The organism is Streptomyces sp. NPDC059010, from assembly GCF_042740355.1.
Lineage (GTDB): Bacteria > Actinomycetota > Actinomycetes > Streptomycetales > Streptomycetaceae > Streptomyces.
In genome coordinates this window covers 88,371-101,271 of the sequence record NZ_JBHYJA010000019.1, presented here as the reverse complement: position 1 = coordinate 101,271, position 12,901 = coordinate 88,371, and the positions used below count along the sequence as shown (strand labels likewise).

Annotated in this window: 12 protein-coding genes; 10 read left to right on the top strand and 2 right to left on the bottom strand. The window is 70.7% G+C overall.

The features are described from left to right. Window positions 1-2: 2 nt before the first annotated feature. Window positions 3-1,022, top strand: coding sequence for a glycosyltransferase family 2 protein (locus ACFWYS_RS22075; protein ID WP_384771448.1), 1,020 nt, complete (start codon window positions 3-5; stop codon window positions 1,020-1,022). Further along, on the top strand, window positions 1,019-2,047 hold the full coding sequence (locus ACFWYS_RS22070) for a glycosyltransferase (protein ID WP_384771445.1): 1,029 nt from the start codon (window positions 1,019-1,021) through the stop codon (window positions 2,045-2,047). The genes ACFWYS_RS22075 and ACFWYS_RS22070 overlap by 4 nt, the downstream gene beginning before the upstream one ends. 47 nt (window positions 2,048-2,094) lie before the next feature. Here the strand turns inward: ACFWYS_RS22070 and ACFWYS_RS22065 are convergent, their stop codons facing one another. After that, entirely contained in the window at window positions 2,095-2,847 is a 753-nt protein-coding gene (locus tag ACFWYS_RS22065) for a phytanoyl-CoA dioxygenase family protein (RefSeq protein WP_384771442.1), read from the bottom strand. Between the two features lie 198 nt (window positions 2,848-3,045). Here ACFWYS_RS22065 and ACFWYS_RS22060 point away from each other — a divergent pair, with 198 nt between their 5' ends. Both ACFWYS_RS22060 and ACFWYS_RS22055 read left to right on the top strand, forming a co-directional pair. Next, window positions 3,046-3,771: an HAD family hydrolase gene (locus tag ACFWYS_RS22060; RefSeq protein WP_384771440.1), complete on the top strand. Its 726-nt coding sequence runs from the start codon at window positions 3,046-3,048 to the stop codon at window positions 3,769-3,771. After that, on the top strand, window positions 3,768-4,700 hold the full coding sequence (locus tag ACFWYS_RS22055) for an NAD-dependent epimerase/dehydratase family protein (protein ID WP_384771437.1): 933 nt from the start codon (window positions 3,768-3,770) through the stop codon (window positions 4,698-4,700). Before ACFWYS_RS22060 ends, ACFWYS_RS22055 begins: the two co-directional genes overlap by 4 nt. 95 nt (window positions 4,701-4,795) lie before the next feature. On the opposite strand, the gene ACFWYS_RS22050 is transcribed toward ACFWYS_RS22055, so the two are convergent. Further along, window positions 4,796-6,253 (bottom strand): NAD(P)/FAD-dependent oxidoreductase, encoded by a 1,458-nt coding sequence (locus ACFWYS_RS22050; RefSeq protein WP_384771434.1) that lies wholly within the window; start codon window positions 6,251-6,253, stop codon window positions 4,796-4,798. Window positions 6,254-6,433: 180 nt separating this feature from the next. Between ACFWYS_RS22050 and ACFWYS_RS22045 the strand changes: the two genes are divergently transcribed. The 6 genes from ACFWYS_RS22045 (at window position 6,434) to ACFWYS_RS22020 (ending at window position 12,893) form a co-directional block, all read left to right on the top strand. Then, the gene (locus ACFWYS_RS22045) at window positions 6,434-7,285 is read left to right on the top strand and encodes a phytanoyl-CoA dioxygenase family protein (protein ID WP_384771431.1); all 852 of its coding nucleotides are present in this window, start codon (window positions 6,434-6,436) and stop codon (window positions 7,283-7,285) included. Window positions 7,286-7,289: 4 nt separating this feature from the next. Then, window positions 7,290-8,342, top strand: a complete 1,053-nt coding sequence (locus ACFWYS_RS22040; protein ID WP_384771428.1) for a methyltransferase — start codon at window positions 7,290-7,292, stop codon at window positions 8,340-8,342. A gap of 143 nt (window positions 8,343-8,485) precedes the next feature. Then, the gene (locus tag ACFWYS_RS22035; RefSeq protein WP_384771673.1) at window positions 8,486-9,526 is read left to right on the top strand and encodes a GDP-mannose 4,6-dehydratase; all 1,041 of its coding nucleotides are present in this window, start codon (window positions 8,486-8,488) and stop codon (window positions 9,524-9,526) included. Further along, complete coding sequence (locus ACFWYS_RS22030; RefSeq protein ID WP_384771425.1) at window positions 9,520-10,920, top strand: NDP-hexose 2,3-dehydratase family protein; 1,401 nt, start codon at window positions 9,520-9,522, stop codon at window positions 10,918-10,920. Before ACFWYS_RS22035 ends, ACFWYS_RS22030 begins: the two co-directional genes overlap by 7 nt. Before the next feature lie 4 nt (window positions 10,921-10,924). Next, window positions 10,925-11,935: a Gfo/Idh/MocA family protein gene (locus ACFWYS_RS22025; protein WP_384771422.1), complete on the top strand. Its 1,011-nt coding sequence runs from the start codon at window positions 10,925-10,927 to the stop codon at window positions 11,933-11,935. Then, entirely contained in the window at window positions 11,925-12,893 is a 969-nt protein-coding gene (locus ACFWYS_RS22020; RefSeq protein ID WP_384771419.1) for an NAD-dependent epimerase/dehydratase family protein, read from the top strand. The genes ACFWYS_RS22025 and ACFWYS_RS22020 overlap by 11 nt, the downstream gene beginning before the upstream one ends. Window positions 12,894-12,901: the final 8 nt, after the last annotated feature.

Below are 12,901 nucleotides of genomic sequence, written 5' to 3'. Positions count from 1 at the left end.
AGATGAGTTCCGAGCGTCGGCCGCGGGTCGTGACGATCACCGTCGGGACCAACGAGCTGCGCTGGCTGGACCGGTGTCTGGGGTCCTTGCTGGACAGCGACACCACCGGCTTCGACCTGGAGGTCTGCTACGTCGACAACGACTCGGCGGACGGCAGCGTCGACCATGTGCGCGAGACCTGGCCCGCAGCGACGATCATCCGCAACGACCGCAATCTGGGCTTCGCCGGGGCGAACAACGTCGGCATGCGCCGGGCACTGGAGTCCGGCGCGGACTACGTGTTCCTCGTCAACCCCGACACCTGGACGCCGCCCGGCCTGGTGCGCGGGCTCACCGAACTGGCCGAGAAATGGCCGGAGTACGGCATCGTAGGCCCGTTGCAGTACCGCTACGACCCGGACTCCACGGCGCTGGACGAGTTCAACGAGTGGACGCACACGGCCCTGTGGCTGGGCGAGCAGCACGCCTTCGCCGGCGACGGGCTCGCCCACCCCTCCTCCGCGGGCCCTCCGCAGGGACGGGCCCCGCGGACGCTGGAGCACGCCTACGTACAGGGGTCGGCGCTCTTCGCCCGCACCGCGATGCTGCGCGAGATCGGGCTGCTGGACGAGGTGCTGCACACCTACTACGAGGAGACCGACCTGTGCCGCCGGGCCCGCTGGGCGGGCTGGCGGGTGGCCCTGCACCTGGACCTCGGCATCCAGCACCGGGGCGGTGGCGGGGCCGCCGTGCCCAGCACGTACAGCAGGGTCCATATGCGGCGCAACCGCTACTACTACCTCCTCACGGACGTCGACTGGCACCCGGCGAAGGCCGCCCGGCTCGCCGGACGCTGGCTCGTGGCGGACCTGCTGGGGCACAGCGTCGTCGGCCGGGTCCCGGCCGCGACGGGAGCGCGCGAGACGGTCGAGGCGCTGCGCTGGCTCGCCGACCGGGTGCCGACCATGCGCTCCCGCCGCCGGGACCACCGCGCGCTGCGCGCCCGGGGCAGGACCGGTGGGGCGAAGGGAGGGGCCCGATGAGGCCGTTGAAGGTCGCGCTGGTCAACATCCCGCTGCGGGTCCCCGGCAGCGATGCCTGGATCTCCGTACCTCCACAGGGGTACGGCGGCATCCAGTGGGTCGTCGCCAACCTGATGGACGGACTGCTGGACCTCGGCCACGAGGTCTTCCTGCTGGGCGCCCCGGGCAGCCCGGCGGGGCGTCCGGGACTGACCGTGGTGCCGGCCGGGGAGCCGGAGGAGATCCAGCAGTGGCTGCGTACCGCGGATGTCGACGTGGTCCACGACCACAGCGGCGGGGTGATCGGCCCGGCCGGGCTGCCGCCGGGCACCGCGTTCATCAGCTCGCACCACTTCACCACCCGGCCGGTCAACCCCGTTGGCTGCACCTACAGTTCCCGCGCGCAGCGCGCGCACTGCGGGGGCGGCGACGAGGCGCCGGTGATTCCGATCCCGGTCGACCCGGCCCGTTACCGGTCCGCCGCGGACGCCGTGGCCAAGGAGGACTTCCTGCTCTTCATGGGGCGGGTCTCGCCGCACAAGGGGGCGCTGGAAGCGGCCGCGTTCGCGCACGCCTGCGGCCGGCGCCTGGTGCTGGGCGGGCCCGCCTGGGAGCCGGAGTACTTCGACGAGATCATCCGCCGGTACGGCTCGACCGTCGAACCCATCGGTGAGGTGGGCGGCGAACGACGCCTCGACCTGCTCGCCTCCGCCCATGCGGTGCTGGCCATGTCCCAGGCCGTCACCGGACCGTGGGGCGGCATCTGGTGCGAGCCCGGCGCGACGGTGGTCTCCGAGGCCGCCGTGAGCGGCACGCCCGTCGTGGGCACGGAGAACGGCTGTCTGGCGGAGATCGTGCCCTCGGTCGGCAAGGTCGTGGCCTACGGCACCGACTTCACGCCCGAGGAAGCGCGCCGGACCCTTGAGGAGCTGCCGGCGCCCGGCGAGGTCCGGCGTGAAGCGGTCCGGCTGTGGGGCCATGTGACCATCGCCGAACGGTATGTGGAGCAGTACCGGCGGCTGCTGTCCGGAGTGACCTGGAAGTGAGGAGCCGAGGTCCGCGGCGGGGGGAGCGCGCGGACCTCGGCAGGTCGTCAGGGCTTGTCGAGCCAGGGGCGCGGCTCGGGGTCGGCGACCTCTTCGGCCGCCCCCATGAAGACCAGCACATACGCCCGGCGCGTCTGGTCGGTGCGGTTGGGGCCCGCGTAGTGCGGAGTGCGCACGTCGTGCACCACGGCCTCACCCGGGGCAAGCGGGCAGGGCACTCCGGCGGCCGGGTCCACCGCGTCGGTCACCAGCCCCCGGATGCGGTCGTCGTCGTCGATGTGCCGGTGCGGCAGCACGGGGCCCAGGTGCCCGCCGGGCAGGTAGTGCAGGCAGCCGCTGTCCACCGTGGCCTCGTCCAGCGGGGTCCAGATGCTCAGCCCGGGCCGGCGCCAGCGCGGGTCCATGTAGCCCTCGTCCTGGTGCCAGGGCGTTTCCGCGCCGTAGTTCGGCGGCTTGAGAATGGCGTGCCCGTAGAAGTCGAGCTCGTCCTCCGGGATGTCGAGGAGCTGCGCGGCGATCGCCCGGCACCGCTTGAAATGCTCGCTCTCGACCAGCTCGGGGGCGAATTTCTCCGGGCGCACGATCTGCGGCAGCCGGGCCGGCGCGTCGGAATCCTGGCGGGCGGCGATGTCGAAGTAGTCGCCCGTCGTGAAGTCGGCGTGCTCGGAGAACAGGCGATCGTAGACTCCGCGCAGCCACTCCAGCTCCGTGTCGTCCGCGAGCCGGGGCAGTGATGCGAACCCGTCACGCCGGAAGACTGCGTGGCACTCCTCGTCTATCACAGTTTCCACGGACCCCATACGGTGGCTCCTTTCGTCAGATATTCGAGGAGTACGATACGTTCCTTCCCGGAATAAGGCATCAGTTTTAGTCGGAGAATAGTGAATTGACTAGACTCTTGCCGGTAGTTGTGATTCTCCGGTCGCCGGGCCGCGATCCCAATGATGCGCGTGCAATACTCTCGGCGCGACGTATGTGAAATACGGGAGCGGGTTGCTATGACTGGACACAGTGCGATTGCCTTGGATGTCGGAGGCGTCATCTACTACGACGAGCCTTTCGAACTGGCTTGGCTTCAGGGGACCTTCGATCTTGCGGTCACCGGTGATCCGAGTATCACCCTCCGAGATTTCATTGAGGACACCGAGCGTTTCTATCTGGGCGAGAACGCGCCCGCGGACCGGCCGGACATTCTCGGTTCGGCCGCGGCCGACGAGAGCTGGGTCCGGATTCGACGGGCCTGGCGGGAACTGGCCCAGGAGATTCCCGGTTCCATTGCGGCGGTGACCGAGCTCGCCCTCGAAATGCCGACGGTGGTGGTCGCCAACCAGCCGCCCGAGTGCGCCGACGTGCTCGCCGACTGGGGACTGACCGCCGTTCTGCGGACGGTGGTCCTCGACTGCTTCGAGGGGGTCGCCAAGCCCGATCCACGGCTGCTGGGCCTCGCCCTGGAGCGGCTGGGGACGGCGCCCGCCGAGCTGCTGGTGGTGGGCAACCGCGTCGACCACGACGTGGCACCCGCCCGTTCCCTGGGCTGCCCGGCGGTGTTCGTGCTGCCGGAGGACGGCTACCGCACGCCACAGGGCGTCCATGCGGACATCGCCCGGGCCTACCGCGCGCTGCGCGCGGTCCGTACCGTGCCTCCGCAGGACGCCGACGTGCCGCGGGTCGCCTCCCTCGCCGACCTGGCCGCGTCGCCGCTGGCGCGCGCGGGTGCGCTGTGACCACGGCGGACCAGCTGCCCGGGGACCGCACGGCGGTGATCGGGGCGACGGGCTTCATCGGTTCCCGGCTGATGGCCAGGCTCACCGCCGACGGAACGCGAGCCCCGGCCGCCTTCAACCGGGCGTTCCCGCCGGTGGCCGGCGGCCGCGCCGCGCCGGGACTGGCGGAGGCCGACATCGTCTACTTCCTGGCGGCCGGGCTGAGCCCGGTCCTCGCCGAACGGCGCCCCGACCTGGTGGAGGCCGAACGCAGGCTGCTGGTCGAGGTGTTGGAGGCGCTGTCCCGCCGCGGACGCCGCCCGGTGTTCGTCCTGGCCAGCTCGGGCGGGGCCGTCTACGCGCCCGAGGTCGAACCGCCCTACCGGGAGACCACCCCGACCCGGCCCGACTCCGTCTACGGGCACGCCAAGCTCCGCCTCGAACGCGAACTGTTCCAACGCGCGGATGCCGTCCGTGCCGTGGTGGCCCGGCTGAGCAACGTGTACGGCCCCGACCAGCGCGCCGTGCGCGGGTTCGGCGTGCTGCCGCACTGGCTGACGGCGGCCGCTCGGGGCGAGCCGGTGCGGGTGTTCGGCGATCCGCATGTGGTCCGGGACTATGTCCACGTCGACGACGTCACCCGGTTCCTGCTCGCGCTGCGCGGCCGGGTCGGCGGCGGCCCGCTGCCCGACGTGGTGAACGTCGGCTCGGGTGTGCCCACTTCACTGAGCGGCCTGCTGGACATCGTGTCCGGCGTGACCGGCGGCTCCGTCGCGGTGCGCTGGGAGCGGGAACGGTCCTTCGACCGGCGGGGCAACTGGCTGGATGTCGCAAGGGCCCGCACCGAACTCGACTGGCGGGCCGCCATCCCCCTGGCCGAGGGGGTCCGGCAGTGCTGGGCGCGCGTGCTGGACGACGCCGGCCGGGCCCCTTCCGCCTCGACGCGTTAGCGGGCGATCCGAGCGGGCGATCCGTGTGCACCGGGCATGACTTCGGGCTTCAGCCTCGTAACCACGAGGCGTGAAGCCCGAAATCAGTTCTGCGGTCAGGGCCTGGACCGGCCGATCCCCAGGGTCGGGCTGGTCACCAGGTACAGCCCCGTGGCGGGGTCGAAGAGGTCGTGGGCGTCCATCTTGCCGGGAGCCTCGCTGACCGGTGCGCTCGGCGTGCCGGCCGCCGCCATCAGACGGGCGTTCTCGGCCGCGGTGAGCAGCTGACGGACGGAGTTGTCCTCCGGCAGGGCACCGGCCTCGGCGTGCGCCTGATGGGCGCGGTCCTCGTGTGTGCCGGTGACGGCGTCGTGGATGTCGGCGAGCCCCGCGACCAGCTCGGCGAACGCCACCGCGCCGTCGACCTGCTTGTACTCGGTCGTGGCGCGCTCCGGGGTCATCGCGTCGGCCAGGCCGAAGTAGGCGGCCTTGCCGGCCTGTTGCTGGTAGACGCCGGACACCAGGGTGAACAGCCGCTGGTAGGCGTTGCGGTAGAGCGACTCGTAGAACGCCCCGGCCTCGACCTCCGTGACGTCCTCGTTCACCGTGGCGAGCACGGACGTCGCGGCCAGCATCCCGCTGTAGAGCGCCAGGTGGACGCCGGTGGACAGCAGCGGGTCGAGGAAGCAGGCGGCGTCGCCGGCGAGGTAGTAGCCGGGGCCGTGGAAGCTGTCGGCGACGTAGGAGAAGTCCTGCTCCACCCGCACGCCCGGCTGGTAGACGCCGTTCGCCATGAGATCGCGAACCGTCGGGGACTCCTCGACCAGCGCGGCCAGCATCCCCTCCAGGTCGTCGTGTTCCCGGCGGCGCTCCAGGAACCGGTCCTGGTGGCAGACGAAGCCGACGCTGTACCGGTCTCCGCGCAGCGGAATCACCCAGTACCAGCCGTCCTTGGCGCTGACGACGTTGATGCCGCCGGTGGGCGAGCTGGGCAGCAGGGAGCCGCCCTCCCAGTAGCCCCAGATCGCGACATTGCGGAAGATCTCGTGCGGGCGGCGGTTCTTCAGGTGCTTGGAGACGACGCCGGCCCGGCCGGAAGCGTCGATGACGTAGTCGAACTCCTCGCTGACCAGCTCACCGGTGTCCGGATCCAGCCACTCGGCCCCCGCCGCGCGGTCGCCGTCGAACAGCACGCGCTTGACCGTGACGCCCTGGGTGACGTCGGCGCCCTGCTTGACGGCGTTGTTCAGGAGCACATGGTCGAAGTCGTCGCGGTCGACCTGCCAGGAGCGGACGTCCGGCCCGAAGATCTTCGGCCAGTCGATCGCCCAGTCCTCGTTGCCCCAGCGCAGCAGCACACCGTTCTTGACCGTGTAACCGCGCGAGTCGACCTCCTCCAGCGCGCCGACGAGGTCGATGATGGTGCGGCACGAGGAGGCGATCGACTCGCCGATGTGGTAGCGGGGGAACGTCTCCCGTTCCAGTAGCTTGACGGACATGCCGGCCTTGCTGAGCAAGGAGGCTGCCGTGGACCCGGCCGGTCCACCGCCGATCACGAGCACTTTTTTGGACATCGAGCTCCCCACTGATAATTCAGTAATCCGCCATGGGTAAGCCATGGGTAATTGTGAAATACTCCACCGAGTGTATTCGCGATGCTCTAGTGGAATCTCTAGTTCTTCTTCGCGTGCGGCTATGTAGCATCCGCTTCGGGATTAGTGCCGAGCTCGGCGACCGTCCTGTAAAGGAGCGTGATGGGAACCCGCGTACTGACCGAGGCGCAGCTTGAAAGCTTCGTCTCCGACGGCTTCATCCACCTGCCGGGAGCGTTCCCCGGGGAACTCGCCGAGGAGGCGCGCGCCCTGCTGTGGCGGCAACTGGCCATGGACCCCGACGACCCGGCCACCTGGACGCGGGAAGTGGTCCGGCTGGGGGTGCGTGACGACGACGTGTTCCTGCGCGCCGCCAACACCCCCGAGCTGCACGCCGCCTACGACCAGCTCGCCGGGGAGGGCCGCTGGCAGCCGCTGACCCAGGTCGGCACGTTCCCGGTGCGGTTCCCCGTGTCGAAGCGGCCGGAGGAGACCGAGGACTACGGCTGGCACATCGACGCCAGCTTCCTCGCCGAGGACGCGGACGCCGACCGGGACTGGAGCGGCGAGCTGGATGTGGTTCCGCCGGACTACGACAAGATCTTCCGGTACAACGTGTGGTCCCGCGGCCGGGCGCTGCTGCTGCTGTTCCTGTTCTCCGACACCGGCGAAGAGGACGCGCCCACCCTGATCCGGGTCGGCTCCCACCTGGACGTACCGCCGCTGCTGGAGCCGTACGGCGCCGAGGGCACCTACCTGGAGGCCGGGGAGGTGGGACGGTCCCGGCCGCTGAAGTCGGCCACCGGGAAGGCCGGCGACGCCTATCTGTGCCACCCCTTCCTGGTGCACACGCCGGTGGCCAACACCGGCACCAGCCCGCGGTTCATGGCCCAGCCGAACCTGCTGCCCGTCGGGCAGCTCGAACTCGACCGGCCCGACGGGCGGTACACCCCGGTCGAACGAGCCGTACGCCTGGGCCTGGGCAAGGACACCCCGCGACGAGAGGGCCGGTGACGAGATGGACGAGCAGCGGACTGCGGCGCCCCCCTGGACGGAGCTGATCCGGCTGGTGTTCGGCGGGATGGCCACCCAGGTCGTCGGCCTGGCCGTACGATTGCGGCTGCCCGACGCGATCGGGGAGGGCGAACGGACCGCCGACGGGCTGGCCAAGGACTTCGAGAGCGAACCCGCCGCCATGAACCGGCTGTTGCGCGGCCTGGCCGCCCTCGGCGTGCTGCACGAGTCCGAGCCGGGGGTGTTCGCACTGACGCCGGTCGGGCAGCTGCTGCGCGCCGACCGCGCACCGTCCTTCCACGCGCTGACCCGGATGCTCACCGACCCCGCGGTCGCGACGGCCTGGCAGCACCTGGACCACAGCGTCCGGACCGGCGACCCGGCCTTCGACCGGGTGTTCGGCCGTGACTTCTTCGCGTACCTGGCGGACGACCCCGACCTGTCGTGGCTCTACAACTCGGCGATGAGCCAGGGCACCCGTGGGATCGCCGATCTGGTCGCGGTGCGCCAGGACTTCTCCGGCGTCCGCACCGTGGTGGACATCGGAGGCGGCGACGGAACGCTGCTGGCCGCGGTGCTGCGCGCGCACCCGTCGCTGCGCGGCGTGCTGTACGACACGGCGGCCGGGGTCGCGCAGGCCGCGGAGGTGCTGGCGGCGGCGGGCGTCGCGGACCGCTGCGAGGTGGCGGTCGGCGACTTCTTCGCCGACGTACCCGCGGGCGGTGACGTCTATCTGCTCAAGAGCGTCGTCCACGGCTGGGAGGACGAGCGGGCCGCGACGATTCTGGCGCACTGCCGCCGGGGACTGCCGGCGCACGGCCGGATCGTCATGGTCGAGCACCTGCTGCCCGACACGGTGCCGGCCGACGCCGTGCCGACGACGTACCTCAACGACCTCAACCTGCTCGTCAACGGCAACGGGCTGGAGCGCACGCGTGGCGACTTCGAGCGGCTCTGCGCGGCGGCGGGTCTGACCCTCGCGGCGGTCACGCCGCTGGACGGAACCGACCTGTGGCTGATCGAGGCCGTCCCCGTTTCGGCGGGCCCGCCGAGCTGAGCCGGCGCTCCGGGAAATTCTCCGTGCTCAGCGACGCTAGTGAATTCACTATGATCCTCGCCGGAATAGTGATTTACCTGTGCTCTTCCCGTACCGTTTCCGGCGACTGGTGATAAGTATTTTCTCACGGCTGGGAGACGATTCTGTCTAGGCGAGCGCTCATAACGGGAATCACTGGCCAGGATGGCACTTACCTCGCCCGTCACCTTATGGAATCCGGATACGAGGTATTCGGAATGGTGCGCGGGCAGGGTCGGCCTTATACCCGCGACGGTAGTCCGCTGCACCCGGACATTCGCGTGGTGAGCGGCGACCTGCTGGACCAGACGAGCCTGATCGCTGCTGTCGAGCAGTCCAGCCCCACCGAGGTCTACAACCTCGGCGCCCTGTCGTTCGTCCCGGTCTCCTGGAAGCAGCCCACCGTGGCCGCGGAGGTGACCGGCAAGGGTGTGCTGCGGATGCTGGAGGCCATCCGCAGCGCGGCAGGGCTCAGCAGCTCCCGGACCACCAGCAGCGGCGTCCCGCGCTTCTACCAGGCATCCACCTCGGAGATGTTCGGAAAGGTGCGGGAGACCCCGCAGAGCGAGGCCACGCCCTTTCACCCCCGCAGCCCTTACGGGGTGGCCAAGACCTTCGGGCACTACATGGTGCAGAACTACCGCGAGTCCTACGGGATGTTCGCGGTCAGCGGGATCCTGTTCAACCACGAGTCGCCGATCCGGGGCCCCGAGTTCGTCACCCGGAAGGTCTCGCTCGCCGCGGCCGCCGTGAAACTGGGCCTGATGGACAAGCTCCGGCTGGGCAACCTCGACGCGGAACGCGACTGGGGCTTCGCGGGGGACTACGTGCGCGGGATGGCGATGATGCTCGCCCAGGACGATCCGGAGGATCTCGTCCTCGGCACCGGGATCACCCACCAGGTGCGCGATCTGGTGGAGTTCGCCTTCGCCCACGTCGGGCTGGACTGGCGCGACCACGTGGAGGTGGACCCCCGGCTGCTGCGCCCGGCGGAGGTGGAACTGCTCTGCGCCGACCTGAGCCGCGCCCGGCAGAAGCTCGGCTGGAAGCCCGAGGTCTCGTTCGAGGAATTGGTCGCCATGATGGTCGACAGCGACCTGCGGCTGCTCACCGGCAGCGAGAACGCCGCCGGCGAGGCCGTTCTCGAACAGGCCGGTCTGTGGTAAGCCTCCCGGCGGACCAGGCCGGCGGCCTCGTACGATCCCTCCCGCCGGAGTCGTACCTGCCGGACGTCGCCGGTGCGGAGTTCATCGACTGGTTCGCCCGGTGCTCCGCCGCCGCGCAGTGCCGGGTGACGCGGGCGCCGCTGACCGAGCTGCGGAAATGGCGGTTCGACGCCGGCACGGGAAACCTCGCCCATGAGTCCGGAGCCTTCTTCGCCGTCGAGGGTCTCCGGGTGCGCACCGGTTACGGACCGGTGCGCGAGTGGAGCCAGCCCATCATCAACCAGCCGGAGATCGGCATCCTCGGCATGCTGGTCAAGGAGATCGACGGCGTTCCGCACTGCCTGGTGCAGGCCAAGATCGAGCCGGGGAACCACAACCGCATCCAGCTGTCGCCCACCGTCCAGGCCACACGCAGCAATTACACGCGCATCCACCAGGGCCGGAGCACCCGCTATCTGGAGTTCTTCACCCAGCCCGGCGCGGGCCGGACACTGGTGGATGTCCTCCAGTCCGAGCAGGGCGCGTGGTTCCTGCGCAAACGCAACCGCAACATGGTCGTCCAGGTGGCCGAGGACGTGCCCGCCGCCGAGGGGTACCACTGGCTGCAACTGACCGAACTGCGGCGGCTGCTGCGGATCGACGGCCTGGTCAACATGGACACCCGAACCGTGCTGGCCTGTCTCCCGGCGGACGCGTTCCCCGCCTCCCGGCCGGTGCCCGTCGGTGACGTCGCGGCGGCACTCGTCCTGTCGTCGACGGGCCAGGGCCCCTCCCTGAACGACACCGGGGCCGTGCTGCGCTGGTTCACCGGGGCCAAGAGCCGGCACGAACTGACAGCGCACCGGACGCCCCTGAACGCCCTGCCCGGGTGGCACAGCACCCCGGAGCAGATCACCCACGAGGACGGGCGGCACTTCAGCATCATCGGAGTGACCGCCCAGGTCGGCAACCGCGAGGTGGCCGAATGGGACCAGCCGCTGCTGTCCCCGAAGGGGCGCGGCATCGTCGCGTTCGTGATCAAGGTCATCGAAGGGGTCGCGCACCTGCTGGTCCACGCCCGCTTCCAGCCCGGCCTGATGGACGGCATGGAGATGGGCCCGACCGTGCAGTGCGTCCCGGAGAACTATCCGCAAGGGCCGCCGCGGTTCCTCGACTACGTCCTGACCGCTCCCCGGGAGCGCCTTCTCTACAGTGCCGTCCTGGCCGAGGAGGGCGGGCGCTTCTACCACTCGCAGAACAGCTATCTCCTGGTCGAAGCCGACGACGACTTCCCCGTGGCCGTCCCCGAAGACTATTGCTGGCTGACCGCCCACCAGCTCACCCGGCTCCTGCGGCACGGCTACTACGTCAACGTCGAGGCCCGGAGCCTGCTCGCCTGCCTGCAGAGTTGGTGACCCCATGAAGAACGAGCGTTCCCTGCGGCTGGGCATTCTCGGCTGCTCCGACATCGCCCGACGCCGTACCCTCCCGGCCGCGCTGAAACTGCCGGAGGTGACGGTGACCGCCGTCGCCTCCCGCAGCGAGGACAACGCCCGTGCGTTCGCAGCCGAGTTCGGCGGCGAGGCCGTCGCCGGCTACGAGGCGCTGCTGGAGAGCCCGGACGTCGACGCCGTCTATGTCTCCCTGCCCACCGGACTGCACCACGACTGGATCGTGCGGGCCCTGCACGCGGGAAAGCACGTCCTCGCGGAGAAACCGCTGACCGCCCGGTACCCGGACACGGTGAGCGCGGTCGCCCTCGCGAACTCCCGCGGCCTGACGCTGATGGAGAACCTGACCTTCACCCAGCACTCCATGCACGACGCCGTGCGCAAGCTGCTGGCCGAGGGCGGCATCGGTGAACTGCGGTCCATGACCGGCGAATTCGGATTCCCGCCGCTGTCCGACGACAACGTCCGGTACCGGGCGGATCTGGCCGGCGGCAGCCTGCTGGACGCGGGCGTGTATCCGCTCGCCGCGACGAGCATGTTCCTCGGGCCCGACCTCGATGTGGTCGGGGCGACGTTGCGGATGGGGACCGAAACGGACGTCGACGTGGCGGGCGACGTGCTGCTGTGCGCACCGGACGGCCGCACCGCGCACGTGTCCTTCGGTTTCGAGCACGGCTACCGCTGTGCGTACACGCTGTGGGGGAGCGAGGGCCGGATCGTCGTCGACCGTGCCTTCACCCCGCCGCCCGACTTCGTCCCCAGGGTCCGGCTGGAACGCGCCGAAGGGGTGCGGGAGATCGTCCTGCCGGCCGACGACCAGTTCGCCGGCACCCTCACGCGCTTCGCCCGGGCCGTCGACGGCGGCGGGCCGGCGGAGCAGGGCGCCGATGTCGTCGCACGGGCCCGATTGGTAAGTCAGGTGCAGAGCCGGGCACGGCTGCTCGGCGACGGCCGGTCAGGAGGAGCAGGTGGCCGATGAGCGCGAGCGTGTTCTCGTGGCCGGTGGAACGGGGTTCGTGGGGCGCCGGCTGTGCGAGGACCTGACCGCGGCGGGAGCCGAGGTGACCGCGGTCGCCCGGCGGATACCGGACTTCCCCCTGCCGTGCCGGCTCCTCGTCCTGGACGTCACCACGGCGTCGCCCGGGGAACTGGCCGAGGTGATCGACTCCGTTCGCCCGCACACGGTGGTCAACGCCATCGGCAGCAACTGGGGCATCGCCGAACGGGACATGGAGACCAACTGCGCGGTGCCCACCCGCCGCCTGCTGGACGCGCTGCGGCGGACCGCCTGCCGTCCCTACGTCGTCCACCTGGGCTCGGTGCTGGAGTACGGCCCGACCCCGCCCGGCGAATCGACCCGGACCGCGTCACCGCCCCGGCCGACGACCGCCTACGGCAAGGCGAAGCTCGCCGCGAGCCGTGCTGTACTGGAGGCCGCCGCGGAAGGCGTGGTCGACGTGGGTGTGCTGCGGATCGCCAATGTGGCGGGGCCGGGCACCCCGGCGGTCAGCCTGCTCGGCCGGGTGGCCGGGCGGCTTGCCGAGGCCGTCGCCCGGGACATGCTCCCGGCGGTCGTGGAGCTGTCCCAGTTGCGCGCCCACCGCGACTACGTCGACGTGCGTGACGTGTCGGACGCGGTGCTGGCCGCCACCCGCGCCCGCGTTCCGGGGCTGGTCGTCCCGGTCGGACGCGGCGAGGCCGTGGCGGTGCGGTGGCTGGTCGATCTGCTCGTGGAGGTGAGCGGCGTGCCCGCCGAGGTCCGGGAGCTTCCCGCCGCCGCCACGGGCGCGGCCGGCGACGACTGGATCCAGGTCGACCCCGAGCCCGCCCGTGAACTCCTCGGCTGGACCGCCGTCCGCTCGCTGCGCGAGTCGGTGAGCGGACTGTGGGCCGACACACTGCGCAGCCACGGAATCCACGGTCGCGTACAGATGTGACGGTGCGG

Coding starts and splice junctions, on each gene's coding strand:
- ACFWYS_RS22075 (WP_384771448.1), top strand. CDS start 3: ATGAGTTCCGAGCGTCGGCCGCGGGTCGTGACGATCACCGTCGGGACC.
- ACFWYS_RS22070 (WP_384771445.1), top strand. CDS start 1,019: ATGAGGCCGTTGAAGGTCGCGCTGGTCAACATCCCGCTGCGGGTCCCC.
- ACFWYS_RS22065 (WP_384771442.1), bottom strand. CDS start 2,847: ATGGGGTCCGTGGAAACTGTGATAGACGAGGAGTGCCACGCAGTCTTC.
- ACFWYS_RS22060 (WP_384771440.1), top strand. CDS start 3,046: ATGACTGGACACAGTGCGATTGCCTTGGATGTCGGAGGCGTCATCTAC.
- ACFWYS_RS22050 (WP_384771434.1), bottom strand. CDS start 6,253: ATGTCCAAAAAAGTGCTCGTGATCGGCGGTGGACCGGCCGGGTCCACG.
- ACFWYS_RS22045 (WP_384771431.1), top strand. CDS start 6,434: ATGGGAACCCGCGTACTGACCGAGGCGCAGCTTGAAAGCTTCGTCTCC.
- ACFWYS_RS22040 (WP_384771428.1), top strand. CDS start 7,290: ATGGACGAGCAGCGGACTGCGGCGCCCCCCTGGACGGAGCTGATCCGG.
- ACFWYS_RS22025 (WP_384771422.1), top strand. CDS start 10,925: ATGAAGAACGAGCGTTCCCTGCGGCTGGGCATTCTCGGCTGCTCCGAC.